Origin of the sequence: Candidatus Mycolicibacterium alkanivorans, assembly GCF_022760805.1 — a bacterium.
GTDB classification, from domain to species: Bacteria; Actinomycetota; Actinomycetes; order Mycobacteriales; family Mycobacteriaceae; genus Mycobacterium; species Mycobacterium alkanivorans.
In genome coordinates this window covers 3,069,199-3,090,183 of the sequence record NZ_JAIVFL010000001.1, presented here as the reverse complement: position 1 = coordinate 3,090,183, position 20,985 = coordinate 3,069,199, and the positions used below count along the sequence as shown (strand labels likewise).

The 20,985-nt window shown below is 68.5% G+C and carries 21 protein-coding genes; 17 read left to right on the top strand and 4 right to left on the bottom strand.

The features are described 5' to 3' along the window. Positions 1-35: 35 nt before the first annotated feature. The 4 genes from aroC to aroQ are packed head-to-tail and all read left to right on the top strand — an operon-like array spanning position 36 to position 3,452. Positions 36-1,244, top strand: coding sequence for a chorismate synthase (aroC, locus tag K9U37_RS15105; RefSeq protein WP_243072375.1), 1,209 nt, complete (start codon positions 36-38; stop codon positions 1,242-1,244). A gap of 5 nt (positions 1,245-1,249) precedes the next feature. Further along, a complete protein-coding gene (locus tag K9U37_RS15100) occupies positions 1,250-1,921 on the top strand; it encodes a shikimate kinase (RefSeq protein ID WP_243072374.1) in 672 nt (223 codons plus the stop codon). Continuing rightward, positions 1,918-3,006, top strand: coding sequence for a 3-dehydroquinate synthase (aroB, locus tag K9U37_RS15095; protein WP_243072373.1), 1,089 nt, complete (start codon positions 1,918-1,920; stop codon positions 3,004-3,006). Before K9U37_RS15100 ends, aroB begins: the two co-directional genes overlap by 4 nt. After that, positions 3,003-3,452, top strand: coding sequence for a type II 3-dehydroquinate dehydratase (gene aroQ, locus K9U37_RS15090; RefSeq protein WP_243072372.1), 450 nt, complete (start codon positions 3,003-3,005; stop codon positions 3,450-3,452). The genes aroB and aroQ overlap by 4 nt, the downstream gene beginning before the upstream one ends. 46 nt (positions 3,453-3,498) lie before the next feature. On the opposite strand, the gene K9U37_RS15085 is transcribed toward aroQ, so the two are convergent. After that, a complete protein-coding gene (locus K9U37_RS15085; RefSeq protein WP_243072371.1) occupies positions 3,499-4,068 on the bottom strand; it encodes a B-4DMT family transporter in 570 nt (189 codons plus the stop codon). Positions 4,069-4,101: 33 nt separating this feature from the next. On the opposite strand from K9U37_RS15085, the gene K9U37_RS15080 reads away from it, so the two are divergent. Genes K9U37_RS15080 through nusB form a run of 3 tightly spaced genes read left to right on the top strand, consistent with a single transcriptional unit; the run spans position 4,102 to position 6,247 of the window. Next, complete coding sequence (locus tag K9U37_RS15080; RefSeq protein WP_243072370.1) at positions 4,102-5,190, top strand: M24 family metallopeptidase; 1,089 nt, start codon at positions 4,102-4,104, stop codon at positions 5,188-5,190. Between the two features lie 21 nt (positions 5,191-5,211). Continuing rightward, on the top strand, positions 5,212-5,775 hold the full coding sequence (efp, locus tag K9U37_RS15075) for an elongation factor P (protein ID WP_243072369.1): 564 nt from the start codon (positions 5,212-5,214) through the stop codon (positions 5,773-5,775). A 1-nt stretch (position 5,776) separates the two neighbouring features. Next, positions 5,777-6,247 carry a transcription antitermination factor NusB gene (gene nusB / locus K9U37_RS15070; RefSeq protein ID WP_243072368.1) on the top strand — a complete coding sequence of 157 codons (471 nt, stop codon included), beginning with the start codon at positions 5,777-5,779 and terminating at the stop codon, positions 6,245-6,247. A gap of 1 nt (position 6,248) precedes the next feature. Here nusB and K9U37_RS15065 read toward each other — a convergent pair whose 3' ends face one another. Both K9U37_RS15065 and K9U37_RS15060 read right to left on the bottom strand, forming a co-directional pair. Beyond that, positions 6,249-7,211: an ERCC4 domain-containing protein gene (locus K9U37_RS15065; RefSeq protein WP_243072367.1), complete on the bottom strand. Its 963-nt coding sequence runs from the start codon at positions 7,209-7,211 to the stop codon at positions 6,249-6,251. Between the two features lie 108 nt (positions 7,212-7,319). Further along, positions 7,320-8,528, bottom strand: a complete 1,209-nt coding sequence (locus K9U37_RS15060; RefSeq protein WP_243072366.1) for a serine hydrolase domain-containing protein — start codon at positions 8,526-8,528, stop codon at positions 7,320-7,322. A gap of 233 nt (positions 8,529-8,761) precedes the next feature. Between K9U37_RS15060 and pyrR the strand changes: the two genes are divergently transcribed. Genes pyrR through pyrF form a run of 7 tightly spaced genes read left to right on the top strand, consistent with a single transcriptional unit; the run spans position 8,762 to position 17,409 of the window. Then, complete coding sequence (gene pyrR, locus K9U37_RS15055) at positions 8,762-9,334, top strand: bifunctional pyr operon transcriptional regulator/uracil phosphoribosyltransferase PyrR (protein ID WP_308197387.1); 573 nt, start codon at positions 8,762-8,764, stop codon at positions 9,332-9,334. Then, on the top strand, positions 9,331-10,284 hold the full coding sequence (locus K9U37_RS15050; protein ID WP_243072365.1) for an aspartate carbamoyltransferase catalytic subunit: 954 nt from the start codon (positions 9,331-9,333) through the stop codon (positions 10,282-10,284). The genes pyrR and K9U37_RS15050 overlap by 4 nt, the downstream gene beginning before the upstream one ends. Continuing rightward, positions 10,281-11,579 carry a dihydroorotase gene (locus tag K9U37_RS15045; protein ID WP_243072364.1) on the top strand — a complete coding sequence of 433 codons (1,299 nt, stop codon included), beginning with the start codon at positions 10,281-10,283 and terminating at the stop codon, positions 11,577-11,579. The genes K9U37_RS15050 and K9U37_RS15045 overlap by 4 nt, the downstream gene beginning before the upstream one ends. A 31-nt stretch (positions 11,580-11,610) precedes the next feature. Then, positions 11,611-12,129, top strand: a complete 519-nt coding sequence (locus tag K9U37_RS15040; protein ID WP_243072363.1) for a PH-like domain-containing protein — start codon at positions 11,611-11,613, stop codon at positions 12,127-12,129. Then, a complete protein-coding gene (gene carA, locus K9U37_RS15035) occupies positions 12,126-13,250 on the top strand; it encodes a glutamine-hydrolyzing carbamoyl-phosphate synthase small subunit (RefSeq protein WP_243072362.1) in 1,125 nt (374 codons plus the stop codon). Before K9U37_RS15040 ends, carA begins: the two co-directional genes overlap by 4 nt. Further along, on the top strand, positions 13,251-16,592 hold the full coding sequence (gene carB, locus K9U37_RS15030; protein WP_243072361.1) for a carbamoyl-phosphate synthase large subunit: 3,342 nt from the start codon (positions 13,251-13,253) through the stop codon (positions 16,590-16,592). Beyond that, positions 16,585-17,409 (top strand): orotidine-5'-phosphate decarboxylase, encoded by an 825-nt coding sequence (gene pyrF, locus K9U37_RS15025; RefSeq protein WP_243072360.1) that lies wholly within the window; start codon positions 16,585-16,587, stop codon positions 17,407-17,409. Before carB ends, pyrF begins: the two co-directional genes overlap by 8 nt. Before the next feature lie 7 nt (positions 17,410-17,416). Here pyrF and ctaD read toward each other — a convergent pair whose 3' ends face one another. Beyond that, positions 17,417-19,153, bottom strand: coding sequence for an aa3-type cytochrome oxidase subunit I (ctaD, locus tag K9U37_RS15020; RefSeq protein WP_252394009.1), 1,737 nt, complete (start codon positions 19,151-19,153; stop codon positions 17,417-17,419). A 499-nt stretch (positions 19,154-19,652) separates the two neighbouring features. Here ctaD and mihF point away from each other — a divergent pair, with 499 nt between their 5' ends. The 3 genes from mihF (at position 19,653) to rpoZ (ending at position 20,975) form a co-directional block, all read left to right on the top strand. After that, the gene (gene mihF / locus K9U37_RS15015) at positions 19,653-19,970 is read left to right on the top strand and encodes an integration host factor, actinobacterial type (protein WP_003932123.1); all 318 of its coding nucleotides are present in this window, start codon (positions 19,653-19,655) and stop codon (positions 19,968-19,970) included. 8 nt (positions 19,971-19,978) lie between these two features. Next, positions 19,979-20,605, top strand: coding sequence for a guanylate kinase (gmk, locus tag K9U37_RS15010; protein ID WP_243072358.1), 627 nt, complete (start codon positions 19,979-19,981; stop codon positions 20,603-20,605). Between the two features lie 67 nt (positions 20,606-20,672). After that, positions 20,673-20,975: a DNA-directed RNA polymerase subunit omega gene (gene rpoZ, locus K9U37_RS15005; RefSeq protein WP_059019942.1), complete on the top strand. Its 303-nt coding sequence runs from the start codon at positions 20,673-20,675 to the stop codon at positions 20,973-20,975. Positions 20,976-20,985: the final 10 nt, after the last annotated feature.

The following is a 20,985-nucleotide window of genomic DNA, read 5'->3' as shown; positions in this document are numbered from 1 at the left end:
GGGTCCGGCGTCACCGACGTGGGAAGATGGGACGCGTGTTGCGATGGACGACCGCTGGTGAATCACACGGCCGCGCGCTGGTAGCCGTGGTCGAGGGGATGGTCGCCGGCGTGCAGGTCACCACCGAGGACATCGCCGGCCAGCTGGCCCGCCGCCGGCTGGGCTACGGCCGGGGCGCCCGGATGAAGTTCGAGCAGGACCAGGTCACCATCCTGGCCGGGGTCCGGCACGGCGGCACCCTCGGTGGCCCGATCGCCATCGAGATCGGCAACACCGAGTGGCCCAAGTGGGAAACGGTGATGGCCTCCGACCCGGTGGACCCGGCCGAACTCGATGTCGCCCGCAACGCGCCGCTGACCCGGCCCCGTCCCGGTCACGCCGACTTCGCCGGGATGCTCAAGTACGGCTTCGACGACGCCCGGCCCGTTCTCGAACGCGCCAGCGCCCGAGAGACCGCCGCCCGCGTAGCCGCCGGAACCGTCGCCCGCGAGTTCCTGCGGCAGGCGCTCGGCGTCGAGGTGGTGTCCCACGTCGTCTCGATCGGCGCCTCGGAGCCCTACGACGGGCCGCCGCCCGGCGCTGCCGACCTCGCCGCTGTCGACGACAGCCCGGTGCGGGCCTTCGACAAGGTCGCCGAAGAGAACATGATCGCCGAGATCGAGGCCGCCAAGAAGGACGGCGACACCCTGGGTGGTGTCGTCGAGGTGGTCGCCCACGGCCTGCCCATCGGCCTGGGTTCGTTCACCAGCGGGGAGAACCGGCTCGACAGCCAGCTCGCCGCTGCGGTGATGGGTATCCAGGCCATCAAGGGCGTCGAGATCGGCGACGGGTTCACCACCGCCCGCCGCCGCGGCAGCCAGGCGCACGACGAGATGTATCCCGGCCCCGACGGCGTGGTGCGCTCCACCAACCGGGCCGGTGGCCTGGAGGGCGGCATGACCAACGGCCTGCCGCTGCGGGTGCGGGCGGCGATGAAGCCGATCTCCACCGTCCCGCGGGCGCTCGCCACGGTCGACATGACTACCGGCGACGAAGCCGTCGCGATCCACCAGCGCTCCGATGTGTGCGCGGTACCCGCCGCGGCCGTCGTCGTCGAGACCATGGTGGCGCTGGTGCTGGCGCGCGCCGTGCTGGAGAAGTTCGGTGGCGACTCGCTGGAGGAGACCCGGCGCAACATCGACGGGTATCTGCAGGCGGTGGCCCAGCGCGTGCCGTCCGGAACAGCCGTCCGGGCATCGGGGTAGCCGAGATGGCGCCCAAGGCCGTGCTGATCGGCTTGCCTGGCTCGGGAAAGTCCACCATCGGACGGCGCCTGGCCAAGGCGATGGGCCTCGCGCTGCTCGACACCGACGCCGCCGTCGAGGCGAAGACCGGCCGCACCGTCGCCGACATCTTCGCCAACGACGGCGAGCAGGCGTTCCGCCGTATCGAGGAGGACGTCATCCGCGATGCGCTGGCCACCCACGACGGCATCCTGTCGCTGGGCGGCGGCGCGGTGACCACCCCCGGCGTTCGCGAGGCGCTGGTCGGCCACACCGTGATCTTCCTGGAAATCAGCGCGGCCGAAGGGGTCCGGCGCACCGGCGGCAGCACGGTGCGCCCGCTGCTCGCCGGTCCCGACCATGCCGAGAAATACCGCAAACTGATGAACGACCGGATGCCGGTGTACCGCCGCGTCGCGACGATCCGGGTCAACACCAACCGGCGCAACCCGGGTGCGGTGGTGCGCCACATCGTCGGGAGGCTGGAGAATCCGCCGCGGCGGCGTCGCCCCCCGTGGCGCCGGTCCTCGCCGCCGCAGGACGAAAAGCGGCCCACCCCAACGCCATCCGGGCCGAAGCCCGCCCCGGTCGAATCCGTTCCGGTCACCCCCGCCACGCCGGCGGCGCTGGCCGCCCGTCGCGCTGGAGTCCGCAAATGATCAACGCCACCCCGACGACCATCGAGGTGGCCGTCGCCCCGCCCTACCCGGTGATCATCGGCGCCGGGCTGCTCGGCGAGGTGGGCGAGCTGCTGGGCTCGCGGCACAAGGTCGCGATCCTGCACCAGCCGGTGCTGGCGCAGACCGCCGAAGCCATCCGCGCCCACCTGGCCGACAAAGGTGTCGACGCACACCGCATCGAGATCCCCGACGCCGAAGCCGGCAAAGACCTCCCGGTCGTCGCCTACATCTGGGAAGTGCTGGGCCGCATCGGAATCGGACGCACGGACGCCGTCGTCAGCCTCGGTGGGGGAGCGGCCACCGACGTGGCGGGCTTCGCCGCGGCGACATGGCTGCGCGGCGTGGACATCGTGCACATCCCGACCACACTGCTGGCCATGGTCGACGCCGCCGTCGGCGGCAAGACCGCCATCAACACCGACGCCGGCAAGAACCTCGTCGGCGCCTTCCACCAACCGACGGCCGTACTGGTCGACCTGGCGATGCTGGAGACCCTGCCGTCCAACGAGCTCGTCGCCGGGATGGCCGAGATCGTCAAAGCCGGTTTCATCGCCGACCCGGTGATCCTCGACCTGATCGAGGCCGACCCGCAGGCCGCCGTCGATCCGGCCGGATCGGTGCTGCCGGAGCTGATCCGGCGCTCCATCGCCGTCAAGGCCGAGGTCGTCGCCGCCGACGAGAAGGAGTCGGCGCTGCGCGAAATCCTCAACTACGGACACACCCTGGCGCACGCCATCGAACGCCGCGAGCAGTACCGCTGGCGGCACGGCGCGGCGGTGTCGGTGGGGCTGGTGTTCGCCGCGGAACTCGGCCGGCTGGCCGGCCGGCTCGACGACGCCACCGCCGACCGGCACCGCTCGGTGCTGACCGCACTGGGGTTGCCGGTCAGCTATGATGCCGACGCGCTGCCGCAGCTCGTCGAGATCATGGCCGGTGACAAGAAGACCCGGTCGGGCGTGCTGCGCTTCGTGGTGCTCGACGGCCTGGCCAAGCCCGGCCGGCTGGAGGGTCCGGACCCGTCGCTGCTGGCGGCGGCCTACGCGGAGGTGGCGAACAACCGATGACCACAGTCCTGGTCCTCAACGGGCCCAACCTGGATCGGCTCGGACGTCGTGAGCCCGAGGTGTACGGCAGCACCACCTACGACGACCTGGTCGCCATGATCGAGGCCGAAGCCGTCGAGCTCGGCTTGAATGCCGTTGTGCGGCAAAGCAACAGCGAGGCCCAACTGCTGGACTGGCTGCACGCCGCCGCCGACGCCGGCGACCCGGTGATCATCAACGCCGGTGCGCTCACCCACACCTCGATCGCGCTGCGCGACGCCTGCGTCGAACTGCGCGCGCCACTCATCGAGGTGCACATCTCCAATGTTCATGCGCGCGAAGAGTTTCGGCACCACTCGTATCTGAGTGCGGTGGCGACCGGGGTGATCGTCGGCCTGGGTGTGCAGGGCTACCTGCTGGCCCTGCGGTACCTGGCCAAGGCCACGCCGCCCGTCGCCGCGGAGTGACCCCGTCACGACGTGGTGCTGGCCACCGAGTTGCAGATCGCCGTCGTCACGACGCCCGGGGGGCGATGGCCGACGTCTGCTCCTCGGGATCGGCACCACCGGCACCCAGCCCGCTGATCGGGCCGGTCCGGTCGTCCTCCTGCGCGGCGTCGAACACGTCGCGCGCTTCACCGAAGCGGCGGCGCGGCTCGTCAGGCCGGCCGCGGTCGACCATCCAGCGGCCGATGGCCACCGCGGCGATTGCCGGGGTGAAGACCACCAGCGCGGTGAAGGCCGCGAACGTGGTCACCTCGCTGATCAGCCCCTCGACGTAGACGTTCTGGTAGAACAGCGAGATCGCCCACGCGACGGCGCCGGCCACCACACCGGCGACCAGACCCGCCAGCAACCATCTCATCGCCAGGTCGCGGCGACGGTCCGGGTCGGGGTTGGCGTTGGCGTCGGCGCGGCCGTCGAGCAGACCCCACACGAAGGCCGCGATGCCGAACAGCACCACCAGGACGAGACTGATCATTCCGGCCTTGGTCGGGTACTGGTTGATCAGCGTTCCCTGCACCAGTCGGACGATGACCATCCCGGCCGCGAACGCCAGTCCGCGCAACAACCGGGTGCTCATGGGGTATCAGCGTAGCGAGTACCGTCGGCGACCGTGACGCATTCCCAACGCCGGGACCGGCTCGCGGCCCGGCTGGCCGCCGACGGTGTGGACGCCATGCTCGTCAGTGACCTGGTCAACGTCCGATACCTGTCCGGCTTCACCGGGTCGAACGCGGCGCTGCTGGTGTTCGCCGGCGACACGCCGGCGGTGCTGGCCACCGATTCCCGCTACCGCACCCAGGCCGCCCGCCAGGCACCCGATCTGCAGACGGTGATCGAGCGCGCTTGCGGGCGGCATCTGGTGGCGCGCGCGGTGGCCGACGGCGCGCGGCGCATCGGATTCGAAAGTCATGTGGTCAGCGTCGACGGGTTCGACGCGCTGGCCAAGGAACTCGGTGAGGCACCCGCCGAACTGGTGCGGGCCGCCGGTGTGATCGAGGCGCTGCGCGAGGTCAAGGACGCCGGTGAGGTCGCGCTGCTGCGGCTAGCCTGCGAGGCCGCCGACGCCGCCCTGGCGCAGCTGGTGGCCGAGGGCGGGCTGCGTCCGGGGCGCACCGAACGCGCGGTGGGCCGCGACCTCGAGGCGCTGATGCTCGAGCACGGCGCCGATGGACCCTCCTTCGAGACCATCGTGGCCTCAGGGGCCAACTCGGCGGTACCGCATCATCGGCCCACCGATGCGGTGCTGGCGGAGGGCGATTTCATCACGATCGACTTCGGCGCGCTGGTTGGCGGCTACCACTCCGACGTGACCCGGACGTTCGTGCTGGGCAAGGCGGCGGCCTGGCAGCGCGAGATCTACCAGCTGGTGTCCGACGCCCAGCGCGCCGGCCGCGAGGCACTCGAGGTCGGCGCCAGCCTCAGCGATGTCGACGGGGCCGCCCGGACGGTCATCGCCGACGCTGGTTACGCCGAGCAGTTCGGGCATGGGCTGGGCCACGGCGTCGGACTGCAGATCCACGAAGCGCCGGCAATCAACTCCGCAGCCGCCGGTACACTGCTTGCTGGCTCCGTGGTGACCGTGGAACCGGGTGTCTACCTGCCTGACCGTGGTGGTGTACGCATCGAGGACACCCTGGTCGTGGGCGAACGGGGCCCAGAGCTGCTCACCCGGTTCCCCAAGGAACTGGCCATCATTTAGAAGCTAGGAGAACGACCGACCGTGGCAACCACTGCCGATTTCAAAAACGGCCTCGTGCTGAACATCGACGGCCAGCTCTGGCAGATCACCGAGTTCCAGCACGTCAAGCCCGGTAAAGGACCGGCGTTCGTGCGGACCAAGCTCAAGAACGTGCTGTCGGGCAAGGTCGTCGACAAGACCTACAACGCCGGGGTGAAGGTGGAAACCGCCACTGTCGACCGCCGCGACGCCACCTATCTGTACCGCGACGGCTCGGACTTCGTGTTCATGGACGCCGAGGACTACGAGCAGCACCCGCTGCCGGAGGCTCTGGTCGGCCGCGCCGCGGGCTTCCTGCTCGAGGGCATGCCGGTGCAGATCGCCTTCCATGACGGCGCGCCGCTGTACCTGGAGCTGCCGGTGACGGTCGAGCTCGAGGTCAGCCACACCGAGCCGGGCCTGCAGGGTGATCGCTCCAGCGCGGGCACCAAGCCCGCGACGCTGGAGACCGGCGCCGAGATCCAGGTGCCGCTGTTCATCAACCCCGGCGACAAGCTCAAGGTCGATTCCCGCGACGGCAGCTATCTGGGGCGCGTGAACACCTGATATGGCCGACCGCAAGGCCGACAAGGGTCGGCATCAGGCGCGCAAGCGCGCGGTCGACTTGCTCTTCGAAGCCGAGGCACGGGGACTGACACCGGCCGAGGTGGCCGAGAGCCGCACCGCGCTGGCCGAGGCCAACCCGGACGTGTCGGTGCTCAACCCGTACACGGTGACGGTGGCGCGCGGGGTCAGCGAGAACTCCGCCCACATCGACGAGCTGATCACCTCGCACCTGCAGGGCTGGACGCTGGAGCGGCTGCCCGCCGTCGACCGCGCGATCCTGCGGGTGGCGGTGTGGGAACTGCTGCACGCCGAGGACGTTCCCGAGCCGGTCGCCGTCGACGAGGCCGTCGAGCTGGCCAAGGAGCTGTCCACCGACGAGTCGCCCGGCTTCGTCAACGGCGTGCTGGGCCAGGTCATGCTGGTCACCCCGCAGATCCGGGCCGCGGCCGCCGCCGTTCGCGACACCAGGTAGCTCAGCGGTGCGCCTCGTGCCAGGCCGCGAGAATCGCGGGTTTGAGCCGTCCGCGGTCGGAGACTGGCAAGCCGACGTCCAAGGCCCAGGCGCGCACCTCTGCGGTCGAGGGTTGCGGCGAGGGCGGCGCGACGCCCGTCTCGGCGGTGACGCCGAACGCGCCCGCTGAAATATCGGCGTCGGCAGCCCACTGCCGTGCTGCGGCCAGGTAGCGGTAGGTGTACTCCTGCGCCAGCTTACGGGTCTGGCAGAACACGATCGGCACCGACGGAAACATCACCTGCGTCTCGGCGAGGCTGTCGGCAACGACGGCCGGGCGCACATGGGTGAGTGCGAAGACCTCGGAGAACCGATCCTCCACGACGACGGCCGCGCGCGGCAGCGAGGCCAGTTCGGCGAGTTGATATTTCAGCCTGCCACCGAGCAGGCTGCTGGTCAGATCAGCGAGCGCCTTGCGTTCCACCGCGGCGACCAGCTTGTCGCCGACTACCAGCCCGTAATCACCGCACGGCAGTGCACGTCGGGTGACGACGACAGGCTTGCCGGCGAAGTCGTAGGCGTAGCGCTCATGTGAGTCGACGATGACGCTCAGGTTCTCGATGCCCGAGGCTCGGGCGGTTGGTGTGCTGACGCCGGGTCGGGATTGTTTGACGGTGCGCGGGCTCTGCCAGAACACCACGTCGCGGCCGCGCGCGGTGGTGAAGACAAGCTGTGAGCGACCCTCCCGGGAGCGCTCGGCAACGATGTCGATGGCCGCGCCGCGGCGGTTGCAGGCCCGCAGACCGATGCGTTCGAGCGGTTCGGCGTCCGCGGGCCACGCGTCGGCGTCCATGGGATGGCAGTACAGCGCCTTCGTCCGCGGCCAGGTGTCCGATGTCGCGAACACAAGCCCGTCCAGCGGTAGCCGGATCAGGTACCGCAATCGGGAAGCGGTGTTCGGGTTAGCGGCGATCAGCAGCTCCACGGGTTGTGAGCGTAATGTCCGACACCATGGCACCGGAGCGGCACCTCGCGGACCCTGGGGTTCTACATCCTGCGCGCGATGCCGATCTCGCCGATCGCGATGGTCTGACTACTCCTCCAGTGCGGCGTAGGTGCGCCGCACGAACCGCGGTTGCACCGACTGCAGCTCGGCCAGCGAGGTGTTGCCCGCCACCGCCACCGCCGCCGCGGCCGCCGTGAGGTTCGGATAGTTCTGGATGAGGTAGATCAGGATGGACTCGTTCGATGGGTCGGCCTGCCACCACGTCCCGTAAGCGCCTGGCCAGCTGAACGTGCCAAGGCTGCCGGGTCCGAACAGCTGCGTGGACTTGGGCGCATCGGTGACCACCGAGAGGTTCAGCCCGAATCCGCGGCCGATCCAGTACGGCATGCCCAGGAACCGGTGACGCTTCTGCCCCTCGGTCAACTGGTCGCTGCGCATCAGTTGCACCGACTTGTCGGACAACACGCGGACGCCGTCGATTTCGCCGCCGCCCAACAACATTCGCACGAATCGCAGATAGTCGTCGGCGGTGGAGAGCAGCCCGGCCCCGCCCTGGCAGAACCTCGGTTCGGTGACCGGGATGGGACCCATGGCGTCGTGCTGAAGGCCCTTCAGTTCGTCGAGCCGGTACATCGTCGCCGTGCGCCCCCGCTTGTCCGGTGAGATGAAGAACCCGGTGTCAGTCATACCGAGGGGCTCGAAGATCCGCTCGGAGAGCACCCTGTGCAACGGCTTGCCCTCGATGCGGGACAGAGCGATGCCCAGGACCTCGGTGGCGTGACTGTAGGTGAGCCGGTCACCGGGTTGGTGCACCAGGGGCAGCGTGGCGACCTCGGCCAGCCAGTGGTCCTGATCCTGGCGCAGCGAAACCCCGCCGTAGGCGCGGCTCAGCGGGCCCAGTACGGAGAACATGTAGGCCAGCCCGCTGCGATGGGTCATCAGGTCGTCGATGGTGATCGGCCGCTGCGCCGGTACGGTGCGCTCCAGCGGGCCCATCGGGTCGACCAGCACTCGCATGTGGGCCAGCTCCGGCAGCCACCGGCTCACCGGGTCGGACAGTGCCAGCCTGCCCTCGTCGACGAGCGTCATCGCGGCAGCCACCGTCACCGGCTTGGTCATCGAGGCGATCCGGAAGATCGTGTCGCGCCGCATCGGCAGCTTGGCCTCGACGTCACGGTAGCCGACTTCACTGACCTGCAACACTTTTCCGCGCTGCCAGACCAGGGTGACGGCACCGGCGAGCAGGCCGGCGTCCACCGCCTGAACGATCGAGGTGCGGTTGTCCGCGAGACTCACCGGGCCGAGTCTACTGTTGCGCGATCGGCGACCACGAGCCAGAAGGCCATCTCGACCTCGCCGCTCTCACCGGGGCTCTCGCCCCGGTAGAAGGCGTCGAAATCCCAGCGGTGGGGTGGTGGCGTGGTCACTGCATCCAGGCGGGCGCGGCCGCAAAGGGTGCTAAGCTGCCCCAGTTCGACATCCTTTAACGAGCCGTCCGGAGAGGCGGAGAAGGAGGTCAGGGTCGCCTCGTGGGCACTTCAGACACCGACCGGGAATTGATGACCGCAGCGGACGTCGGCCGGACCATCTCCCGTATCGCCCATCAGATCATCGAGAAGACCGCACTCGACGGTTCCGACGCCCCCCGTGTCGTCCTGCTTGGCATCCCGACCAGGGGTGTCACGCTGGCCGACCGGCTGGCCGCCAAGATTCACGAGTTCTCCGGAGTCACGGTCGCGCGCGGTGGCCTCGACATCACGCTGTACCGCGACGACCTGGACTTCAAGCCGCCGCGCGCGCTGGAGGAGACGTCGATCCCGGCCGGGGGGATCGACGACGCCCTGGTGATCCTCGTCGACGACGTGCTCTACACCGGGCGCTCGGTGCGCTCGGCGCTGGACGCCCTGCGCGACATCGGCAGGCCGAAGGCGGTGCAGCTGGCGGTTCTCGTCGACCGCGGCCACCGCGAACTGCCGCTGCGGGCCGACTACGTCGGCAAGAACGTCCCGACGTCGCGCAGCGAGAACGTCAAGGTGCGGCTCGCGGAGGACGACGATGTCGAAGGCATCTGGATCGCACCGCACGGAGGGCCCGCGAGATGACGATCAGGCATCTGCTGTCGGCCGGGGATCTCACCCGGGACGAGGCCACCGCGATCCTCGACGACGCCGACCGGTTCCGGCAGACCCTGCAGGGCCGTGAGGTCAAGAAGCTGCCCACCCTGCGCGGGCGGACCATCATCACGATGTTCTACGAGAACTCCACCCGCACCCGGGTGTCGTTCGAGGTGGCCGGCAAGTGGATGAGCGCCGACGTGATCAACGTCAGTTCGTCGGGGTCCTCGGTGTCCAAGGGCGAGTCGCTGCGCGACACCGCGCTGACCCTGCGCGCGGCAGGTGCCGACGCGCTGATAATCCGGCATCCCGCCTCCGGTGCAGCCCAGCAGCTGGCCGAGTGGACGCTGGAGCCCGACGGCACGGGTCCCAGCGTCATCAACGCCGGCGACGGAACCCACGAACACCCCACCCAGGCGCTGCTGGACGCGCTGACGTTGCGCCAGCGCCTCGGCGACATCGAGGGCCGGCGGGTGGTGATCGTGGGGGACATCCTGCACAGCCGGGTGGCCCGGTCGAATGTGACGCTGCTCGACACGCTGGGCGCCGAGGTGGTACTGGTCGCCCCGCCGACGCTGCTGCCGGTCGGTGTCTCGGACTGGCCGGTGACGGTGTCGCATGATCTCGATGCCGAGCTGCCGGCCGCCGACGCGGTGCTGATGCTGCGGGTACAGGCCGAACGGATGAACGGCGGGTTCTTCCCGTCCACCCGCGAGTACTCGGTGCTCTACGGGCTGTCGGAGAAGAGGCAGGCGATGCTGCCCGGGCACGCGATTGTGATGCACCCCGGCCCGATGCTGCGCGGCATGGAGATCTCGTTCTCGGTGGCGGACTCGTCGCAATCCGCTGTGCTGCAACAGGTTTCCAACGGTGTGCACGTGCGGATGGCGGTGTTGTTCCATCTGCTGGTCGGCACGGACGAGGCGGTGACGGTATGAGTGGAGTCCTGATTCGTGGGGTCCGCCTGTACGGTGAGGGCGGCCAGGTCGACCTGCTGGTGGCCGACGGCCAGATCGCCCAGATCGGCCCGGAACTCGTCGTCCCCGACGATGCCGACGTGATCGACGCCGCCGGCCAGGTGCTGCTGCCCGGATTCGTCGACCTGCACACCCACCTGCGCGAGCCCGGCCGCGAGTACGCCGAGGACATCGAAACCGGTTCGGCCGCAGCGGCTCTCGGGGGCTATACCGCGGTGTTCGCGATGGCCAACACCGACCCGGTCGCCGACAGCCCGGTGGTGACCGACCACGTGTGGCGCCGCGGCCAGCAGGTCGGGCTGGTCGACGTGCATCCGGTGGGCGCGGTGACGGTGGGACTGGAAGGCAAGCAGCTCACCGAAATGGGCCTGATGGCAGGTGGTCTGGCGCAGGTGAAGCTGTTCTCCGACGACGGCATCTGCGTGCACGACCCGTTGGTGATGCGTCGTGCGCTGGAGTACGCCAAGGGGCTGGGAGTGCTGATCGCCCAGCACGCCGAGGAACCGCGGCTGACGGTCGGCGCCGTCGCCCACGAGGGACCCAACGCCGCGGTGTTGGGCCTGGCGGGCTGGCCGCGGGCTGCCGAGGAGTCGATCGTGGCGCGCGACGCCCTGCTGGCCCGCGACGCCGACTCGCGGGTGCATATCTGCCACGCCTCCACAGCGGGCACGGTGGAGATCATCAAATGGGCCAAGCAGCAGGGCATCTCGGTCACTGCCGAGGTGACACCGCACCATCTGCTGCTCGACGACGGCCGGCTGGCCACCTACGACGGGGTCAACCGGGTGAACCCGCCGCTGCGCGAGGCCGCCGACGCCCGGGCGCTGCGCCAGGCACTTGCCGACGGGGTGATCGACTGCGTGGCCACCGACCACGCACCGCACGCCCAGCACGAGAAGTGCTGCGAGTTCTCCGTCGCCCGCCCAGGCATGCTGGGGCTGCAGACGGCGCTGTCGGTGGTGGTCGAGACGATGGTGGCGCCTGGGCTGCTGGACTGGCGCGGGGTCGCGCGGGTGATGAGCGAGAACCCGGCCCGCATCGTCGGCCTCGACGACCAGGGCCGGCCGCTGGAGGTGGGCGAACCGGCCAACCTCGTCGTGGTCGACCCCGACGCCACCTGGATCGTCGACGGAGCCGAGTTGGCCAGCCGCTCGTCGAACACCCCGTACGCGTCGATGACGTTGCCGGCCAAGGTCACCGCAACCCTGCTGCGGGGCACGGTGACCGCGCGGGACGGGAAGAGCCCGGCGCAGTGAATACCCAGCGAGAAGCGCAGACGGATCGCCCATGAATACCGGCACCGCGGTCGCGACGTTCGTCTTCGCGTTGTTCATCGTCGTGATCATCGGTGCGGTGATCCGCCGGATGATGCGCGGCTGGCGCAACCGCGCGCTGCGGCAGAGTGAACTGCTCGGCCAGTTTCCGCCGCTGCCGGACATGTTGGGCCCGGCCACCGTCGCGCCCACCCGCGGGCTGTATGTGGGCAGCACTCTCGGCGGCGACTGGCTGGATCGTATCGCCGTCGGGGACTTGGGATATCGATCGAAGGCGGTGTTGACCCGCTATCCCGAGGGCATCCTGCTGGAGCGCTCGGGGGCGACTCCGATCTGGATGCCCCAGGAGTCGATCACGGCGGTACGTACCGAACGGGCGCTGGCCGGCAAGGTGATCCCGGGCCGGGGCGAGGCCGAGTCGGCGGGGATGCTGGCGATCCGCTGGCGGCTGCTCTCGGGCACCGAGATAAACACCGGATTTCGCGGCGACGACCGCGGCGAGTACGCCAGATGGATAGGAGAGGCAGTGTGACTGGGAAAGCCCATCTCGTGCTGGAGGACGGCCGAGTCTACACCGGCACCGAATACGGCGCGGTCGGCGAGACTCTCGGCGAAGCGGTGTTCTCCACCGGGATGTCCGGCTACCAGGAGACGCTGACCGACCCGAGCTATCACCGGCAGATCGTGGTGGCCACCGCGCCGCAGATCGGCAACACCGGCTGGAACCACGAGGACGCCGAAAGCCGCGGCGACAAGATCTGGGTGGCCGGATACGTGGTGCGCGACCCGTCGCCGCGGGCCTCGAACTGGCGCGCCACCGGGACGCTCGAGGACGAACTCAAGCGGCAGCGCATCGTGGGCATCGCCGGTGCGGACACCCGCGCGGTGGTGCGGCACCTGCGCGACCGCGGGTCGATGAAGGCCGGCGTGTTCTCCGGTCCGGCGCTGGCGGACACCGACGAGTTGGTGCGTCGGGTGCGCAGCCAACCGGCCATGCTGGGCGCCGACCTCGCCGGCGAAGTGAGCACCGAGCAGAGCTACGTCGTCGAACCCGAAGGGGCGCCGCGCCTCAACGTGGCCGCACTCGACCTCGGAATCAAGACCAACACCCCGCGCAACTTCGCATTGCGCGGCATCAGGACCCACGTGCTGTCGTCCTCGGCGACGTTCGACCAGATCGCCGACCTCGAGCCCGACGGGGTTTTCTTGTCCAACGGGCCCGGCGATCCGGCCACCGCCGACCACGTCGTCGGGGTCACCCGGGAGGTCCTGGGGGCCGGAATCCCGCTGTTCGGAATCTGTTTCGGCAATCAGATCCTGGGGCGTGCCCTCGGCCGGTCCACCTACAAGATGGTGTTCGGCCACCGCGGCATCAACGTGCCGGTCATCGACCATGCGACCGGTACCGTGGCGATCACCGCGCAGAACCACGGATTCGCACTCGAGGGTGAGGCCGGTGAGCGCTTCGACACCGACTTCGGGCCCGCGATGGTCAGCCACACCTGCGCCAACGACGGAGTGGTCGAAGGGATCAAACTTGTTGACGGGAAAGCCTTCTCGGTGCAATACCACCCGGAAGGCGCGGCGGGGCCGCATGACGCCAATTATCTGTTCGATCAGTTCGTCGAGCTGATGGAAGGGGGGAATCGCTAGATGCCTCGCCGCACCGACCTCAACCACGTCCTGGTCATCGGCTCCGGACCGATCGTCATCGGCCAGGCCTGCGAGTTCGACTACTCGGGCACCCAGGCCTGCCGCGTACTGCGCTCGGAGGGTCTGACCGTCAGCCTGGTGAACTCCAACCCGGCGACGATCATGACCGACCCGGAATACGCCGACTACACCTACGTCGAGCCGATCACCGCGACCTTCGTCGAGAAGGTCATCGCCCAGCAGGCCGCCCGCGGCAACCGGATCGACGCCCTGCTGGCCACCCTCGGTGGGCAGACCGCGCTCAACACCGCGGTGGCCCTCTACGAGAACGGGGCGCTGGACCGCTACGGCGTGGAACTCATCGGCGCCGACTTCGAGGCCATCCAGCGCGGTGAGGACCGCCAGCGGTTCAAGGACATCGTCGCCAAGGTCGGCGGCGAATCCGCCCGCAGCCGAGTCTGTTTCAGCATGGCCGAGGTCCGTGAGACGGTGGCGGAGCTGGGCCTGCCGGTGGTCGTGCGGCCTTCGTTCACCATGGGTGGCCTCGGCTCCGGCATGGCGCACTCCCTGGAGGACGTCGCGCGGATAGCCGGCGACGGCCTGGCCGCCTCGCCGAGTGCGAACGTGCTCATCGAGGAATCCATCTACGGGTGGAAGGAATACGAGCTCGAGTTGATGCGCGACGGCCACGACAACGTCGTCGTGGTCTGCTCGATCGAGAACGTCGACCCGATGGGCGTGCACACCGGTGACTCGGTGACCGTCGCGCCAGCGATGACGCTGACCGACCGGGAATACCAGAAGATGCGCGACCTGGCCATCGCGATCCTGCGCGAGGTCGGCGTGGACACCGGTGGCTGCAACATCCAGTTCGCCGTCGACCCGAAGGACGGCCGGCTCATCGTCATCGAGATGAACCCCCGGGTGTCGCGTTCCAGCGCACTGGCTTCCAAGGCCACCGGCTTCCCGATTGCCAAGATCGCCGCCAAGCTGGCGATCGGATACACCCTCGACGAGATCGTCAACGACATCACCAAGGAAACCCCGGCGTGCTTCGAGCCGACGCTGGACTACGTGGTGGTCAAGGCGCCGCGCTTCGCCTTCGAGAAGTTCCCCGGCGCCGACCCGACGCTGACCACCACGATGAAGTCGGTGGGTGAGGCGATGTCGTTGGGTCGCAACTTCATCGAAGCGCTCGGCAAGGTGATGCGCTCGCTGGAGACCACCCGTGCCGGGTTTTGGACCGGGCCCGACGACGACGGCTGGGTGTCCGACGTGCTCGACCGGCTGCGCATCCCGACCGAGGGCCGGCTTTACGACATCGAGCTGGCCCTGCGGATGGGCGCCAGTGTCGAGGAGGTGGCCGAGGCTTCCGGGGTGGACCCGTGGTTCGTCGAGCAGATCAACGGTCTGGTCGCGCTGCGCCACGAGGTGATCGAGGCCGCGGTGCTCGACGAGGACCTGCTGCGCCGGGCCAAGCACAACGGCCTGTCGGACCGCCAGATCGCCGCGCTGCGACCAGAGCTCGCCGGCGAGACCGGGGTGCGGTCGCTGCGGCAGCGGCTGGGCATCCACCCGGTGTTCAAAACCGTCGACACGTGTGCCGCCGAGTTCGAGGCCAAGACGCCGTACCACTACTCGAGTTACGAGCTCGATCCGGCGGCCGAGACCGAAGTCGCCCCGCAGACCGAGAAGCCCAAGGTGCTGATCCTGGGCTCCGGGCCGAACCGGATCGGTCAGGGCATCGAATTCGACTACAGCTGTGTGCATGCCGCCACCACGCTCAGCGAGGCCGGCTTCGAGACCGTGATGGTCAACTGCAACCCCGAGACGGTGTCCACCGATTACGACACCGCCGACCGGCTGTACTTCGAGCCGCTGACCTTCGAGGACGTCCTGGAGGTCTATCACGCCGAATTCCAGTCCGGGCAGGGCGGTCCGGGCGTGGTCGGAGTGATCGTCCAGCTTGGCGGGCAGACCCCGCTCGGCCTGGCGCATCGGCTGGCCGATGCCGGTGTGCCGATCGTCGGCACCCGGCCCGAGGCCATCGACCTGGCCGAGGACCGCGGCCGGTTCGGTCAGGTGCTGGCACACGCCGGCCTGCCCGCGCCGAAGTTCGGCCTCGCGACCAGCTTCGAGCAGGCCCGCGAGATCGCCGCCGGCATCGGCTATCCGGTGCTGGTGCGGCCGTCCTACGTCCTTGGTGGGCGCGGCATGGAGATCGTCTACGACGAGAAGACGCTGCACGGCTACATCACCCGCGCCACCCAGCTCTCGCCCGAGCATCCGGTGCTGGTCGACCGTTTCCTCGAGGACGCCATCGAGATCGACGTCGACGCGCTCTGTGACGGCACCGAGGTCTACATCGGCGGCGTCATGGAGCACATCGAGGAGGCCGGTATCCACTCCGGTGACTCGGCGTGCGCGCTGCCGCCGGTCACCCTGGGCCGCAGCGACATCGAAGCGGTGCGTAGGGCCACCGAGGCCATCGCGCACGGGGTCGGTGTGATCGGCCTGCTCAACGTGCAGTACGCGCTGAAGGACGACGTGCTCTACGTCCTGGAGGCCAACCCGCGGGCCAGCCGTACCGTGCCGTTCGTGTCCAAGGCCACCGCCGTTCCACTGGCCGAGGCCTGCGCGCGGATCATGTTGGGCGCCAGTATCGCCCAGCTGCGCTCGGAGGGGCTGCTGGCACCCACCGGCGACGGCGCCAGTCCGGCCCCGAACGCCCCGATCGCGGTGAAGGAAGCGGTGCTGCCGTTCCACCGGTTCCGCCGGGCGGACGGTTCGGCGATCGACTCCTTGCTCGGCCCGGAGATGAAGTCCACCGGCGAGGTCATGGGCATCGACCACGACTTCGGCAGCGCGTTCGCCAAGAGTCAGACCGCGGCCTACGGATCGCTGCCCGTCGACGGCACGGTGTTCGTCTCGGTGGCCAACCGCGACAAGCGTTCGCTGGTCTTCCCGGTCAAGCGGTTGGCCGACCTCGGCTTCCGCGTGCTGGCTACCGAGGGCACCGCGGAAATGCTGCGCCGCAACGGTATTCGGTGTGACGTTGTGCGCAAGCACTTCGAGGGGCCAGGGGAGGGTCGGCCGGTGATGTCAGCGATCGACGCGATTCTCGCCGGGGAGGTCGACATGGTGATCAACACGCCATACGGCAACTCCGGACCGCGCATCGACGGCTACGAGATCCGCTCGGCGGCAGTGTCGATGAACATTCCGTGCGTCACCACCGTGCAGGGCGCGTCGGCGGCCGTGCAGGGCATCGAGGCCGGTATTCGCGGCGACATCGACGTGCGCTCCCTGCAGGAGTTGCACGCCGCTCTCGGCAATGACTGACATCTCGTTCGGCGCCAGGCTGGCTGCGGCGATCACCGCCCGCGGCCCGCTGTGCGTGGGCATCGACCCGCACCCGGAGTTGCTGCGCTCCTGGGACCTGCCGGTCTGTGTCGACGGGCTGGCCCGGTTCTGCGACATCTGCGTGCAGGCTTATGCCGGTTTCGCCGTCGCCAAACCGCAGGTGGCGTTCTTCGAGGCCTATGGCTCAGCAGGTTTCGCGGTGCTCGAACGCACCATGGCCGCGCTGAGGGAGGCCGGTGTGCTGGTGCTCGCCGATGCCAAGCGGGGCGACATCGGGTCTACGATGGCCGCCTACGCCCAGGCCTGGGCGGGCGACGGGCCGCTGGCGGCCGACGCGGTCACCGCGTCGCCGTATCTCGGATTCGGTTCGCTGCGGCCGCTTCTCGACCTGGCCGCGGCCAACGGGCGGGGCGTCTTCGTGCTGGCCGCGACGTCGAATCCGGAAGGCGCCAGCGTCCAGCGCGCACTCGTCGGAGGTCGCACGGTCGCGCAGTCGATCGTCGACGACGCGGCGGAGGTCAACCGATTGGCGGCTCCGCGGCCCGGCTCGGTCGGTGTCGTCATCGGCGCGACGCTGGAGCAGGTGCCCGATGTCGGCGAGCTCGGCGGTCCTGTCCTGGTGCCAGGTGTCGGCGCCCAGGGTGGCCAGCCAGAGACGCTCGGTGGTCTCGGTGGGGCCCGGCCCGGCCAGCTTCTGCCCGCGGTCTCGCGCGAAATACTGCGCGCCGGACCGGATTTCGCCGCGGTCCGGCGCGCAGGGGAGAAACTTCGTGACGAGGTCGCCTACCTCGCCTAGCGAGGGCCTAAGCCTTCGCCTTCTCGACCTCGTGGTGGTGTTCGCGACCGACGTGGGCCTCGGCCCGCATCCGGTCCACCATGTGCGGGTAATGCAACTCGAACGCGGGACGCTCCGAGCGGATCTGGGGCAGTTCGGTGAAGTTGTGCCGCGGTGGCGGGCATGAGGTGGCCCACTCCAGCGAGTTGCCGTGGCCCCACGGGTCGTCGACGGTGACGACCTCGCCGTAACGCCAGCTCTTGAAGACATTCCACGCGAACGGAATGGTGGAGACGCCCAGGATGAACGCGCCGACCGTGGAAATCATGTTCAGCGTGGTGAACCCGTCACCGGGCAGGTAGTCGGCGTAGCGGCGCGGCATACCCGCGTTACCCAGCCAGTGCTGCACCAGGAACGTGACGTTGAAGCCGATCAAGGTCAGCCAGAAGTGCAGCTTGCCCAGCCGCTCGTCGAGCAGCCGTCCGGTCATCTTCGGAAACCAGAAGTAGACACCGGCGTAGGTGGCGAACACGATCACACCGAACAGCACGTAGTGGAAGTGCGCCACCACGAAATAGGTATCGCTGACGTGGAAGTCCAGCGGCGGGCTGGCCAGCAGCACACCCGACAAACCACCGGCGAGGAACGTCACCAAAAACCCGACAGAGAACAGCATCGGGGTCTCGAACGTCAACTGCCCCCGCCACATCGTGCCCAGCCAGTTGAAGAACTTGATGCCCGTCGGCACGGCGATGAGGAAGGTCATGAACGAGAAGAACGGCAGCAGAACGGCTCCCGTGACGTACATGTGGTGCGCCCAGACCGCCACCGACAGCGCGGCGATGCTGATCGTCGCGTAGATCAGCGTGGTGTAGCCGAAGATCGGTTTGCGGCTGAACACCGGGAAGATCTCCGAGACGATGCCGAAGAACGGCAGCGCCAGCACGTAGACCTCGGGATGGCCGAAATACCAGAACAGGTGCTGGAACAACGTGATGCCGCCGTTGGCCGGGTCGTAGATGTGCGCCCCGAGTCGACGGTCGGCGGCCAGGCCGAACGCCGCCGCGGTGAGCAGCGGGAAGATCAGCAACACCAGGATCGAGGTGACGAAGATGTTCCAGGTGAAGATCGGCATCCGGAACATGGTCATGCCCGGGCAGCGCATGCACACGATCGTGGTGATCATGTTGACCGCGCCCAAGATGGTGCCCAGACCGCCGACGGCGACACCCAGGATCCACAGGTCGGCGCCGGCGCCGGGGCTGTGCACCGCGTCGGACAGCGGCACGTAGACCGTCCAGCCGAAGTCGGCCGCGCCGCCGGGGGTGATGAAGCCGCCCAGGGCGATCAGCGCGCCGAAGACGAACAGCCAAAACGACAGGGCGTTCAGCCGTGGGAACGCCACGTCGGGTGCGCCGATCTGCAGCGGCAGCACCAGGTTGGCGAACCCGAACACGATCGGCGTCCCATAGAACAACAGCATCGCGGTGCCATGCATGGTGAACAGCTGGTTGTACTGCTCGTTGGACAGGAACTGCAGCCCCGGAACCGCCAGTTCGGCACGGATGAACAGCGCCATAAGACCCGCGACCGCGAAGAAGATGAAGCAGGCAACCACGTACATAATGCCGATCAGCTTGTGATCGGTCGTCGTGATCACCTTGTAGATCAAATTACCTTTTGGCCCAATCCCCTGGGGTGTGGGCCGTTTTGCCTGCAAAAGGGCAGCCTGGGGCGCCTCAGAAACCACGATGTCTCCCAACATCTACTTTTCCTAAAGCACCCTGGGAAGCACTCTAGACGGTCGCCGGCCGTTCTACGACCGATACCCACCTGTCCGGCGAGTGTCGCAGGACACATTTTCCGGTGGTTATTGGCTAGCCGATCTAGGCAACTACCCCCTCCGGCCGAACAGGCGATCCGATACGGGCGACACGCCGCTGACGGGCCCGGCACCTGAAAATTGGCCGTGAACGACCCCGGCATCGAAGGACGCGGCGGAAACGTCGTTCACCTGTTGACAAAAACCAGCTAGACCGGGACTTTTGGGCATTGGATGCGATCACCGGAGCGATCCGCGGGCCCACATGAATCTTTGCCTGGCGACTGTCTGGCTCACTACTTTGTCGGCCATATCCTGCGGGTTTGCACCTGTAACGAGGGGGTGGGGTTAGATTTCGTCAGACAGCGTGGGTACGGTCGTCGTCGCTGGCTGAAGAACCCGGCCCAGGCATAACAATGATGGTGATGAGACGGAGGAACCCGTGGCCCTTCCCCAGTTGACCGACGAGCAGCGCGCAGCCGCGTTGGAGAAGGCTGCTGCCGCGCGTCGAGCACGAGCTGAGCTCAAGGATCGGCTCAAGCGTGGTGGCACCAACCTCAAGCAGGTGCTCAAGGACGCTGAGACCGACGAGGTCCTCGGCAAGATGAAGGTTTCCGCGCTCCTGGAGGCGTTGCCGAAGGTTGGCAAGGTCAAGGCGCAGGAGATCATGACCGAGCTGGAGATCGCCCCGACGCGTCGTCTGCGCGGCCTCGGCGATCGGCAGCGCAAGGCATTGCTGGAAAAGTTCGACTTCTCCTAGGGAGGTTGATGGACGCCGGCGGAAGGCCGGACAGCCGTGGCGGTGAGCCTGACCGCCACGCGGCCCGTGGCCGTGTGGTGGTGCTGTCCGGGCCCTCTGCGGTAGGGAAGTCGACGATCGTCCGCCGCCTGCGTGAGCAGGTGCCCGACCTGCATTTCAGCGTGTCGGCCACGACCCGGGCGCCGCGCCCTGGCGAGGTGGACGGCGTCGACTACCACTTCGTTTCCCCCGGGGAGTTCCAGCAGCTCATCGACCGCGGTGATCTCCTGGAATGGGCGGACATCCACGGTGGCCTGCACCGTTCCGGCACGCTGGCCGCTCCGGTGGCCGACGCCGCCGCCGCCGGTCACCCGGTGTTGATCGAAGTCGACCTGGCCGGCGCCAAGGCGGTCAAGAACGCGATGCCGGAGGCCGTCAGCGTGTTCCTGGCGCCCCCGAACTGGGAAGCGCTCGAGACGCGGCTGGTCGGCCGGGGCACCGAGACGCCGGAAGTGATGGCCCGCCGACTGGCGACCGCGCGCGCCGAATTGGCCGCACAGGGTGAGTTCGACGTGGTCGTCGTGAACTGCCAATTGGAGTCGGCATGCGCCGAATTGGTATCCTTGCTGGTGGGTAACGCGCCGGAGTCGGCGTGAGCGGTCGGAAGCGACCGCTGCACAGCCCGCCAGACTCAGCTTTCAACCCCGCAGGGAGATTTTCTACGTGACGCAAGCCAGCACGGATCACTACGATCCGGCCCCGGGTGCCGCTACCGCCTATGACACGCCGCTGGGCATCACCAACCCGCCCATCGACGAGCTGCTCGACCGGGTGTCGAGCAAGTACGCGCTGGTGATCTACGCCGCCAAGCGGGCGCGGCAGATCAACGACTATTACAACCAGCTCGGTGACGGCATCCTCGAGTACGTCGGGCCGCTCGTCGAGCCGGGCCTGCAGGAGAAGCCGCTGTCGATCGCGCTGCGCGAGATCCACGCCGACCTGCTCGAGCACACCGAAGGCGAGTAGCCGTACCGGG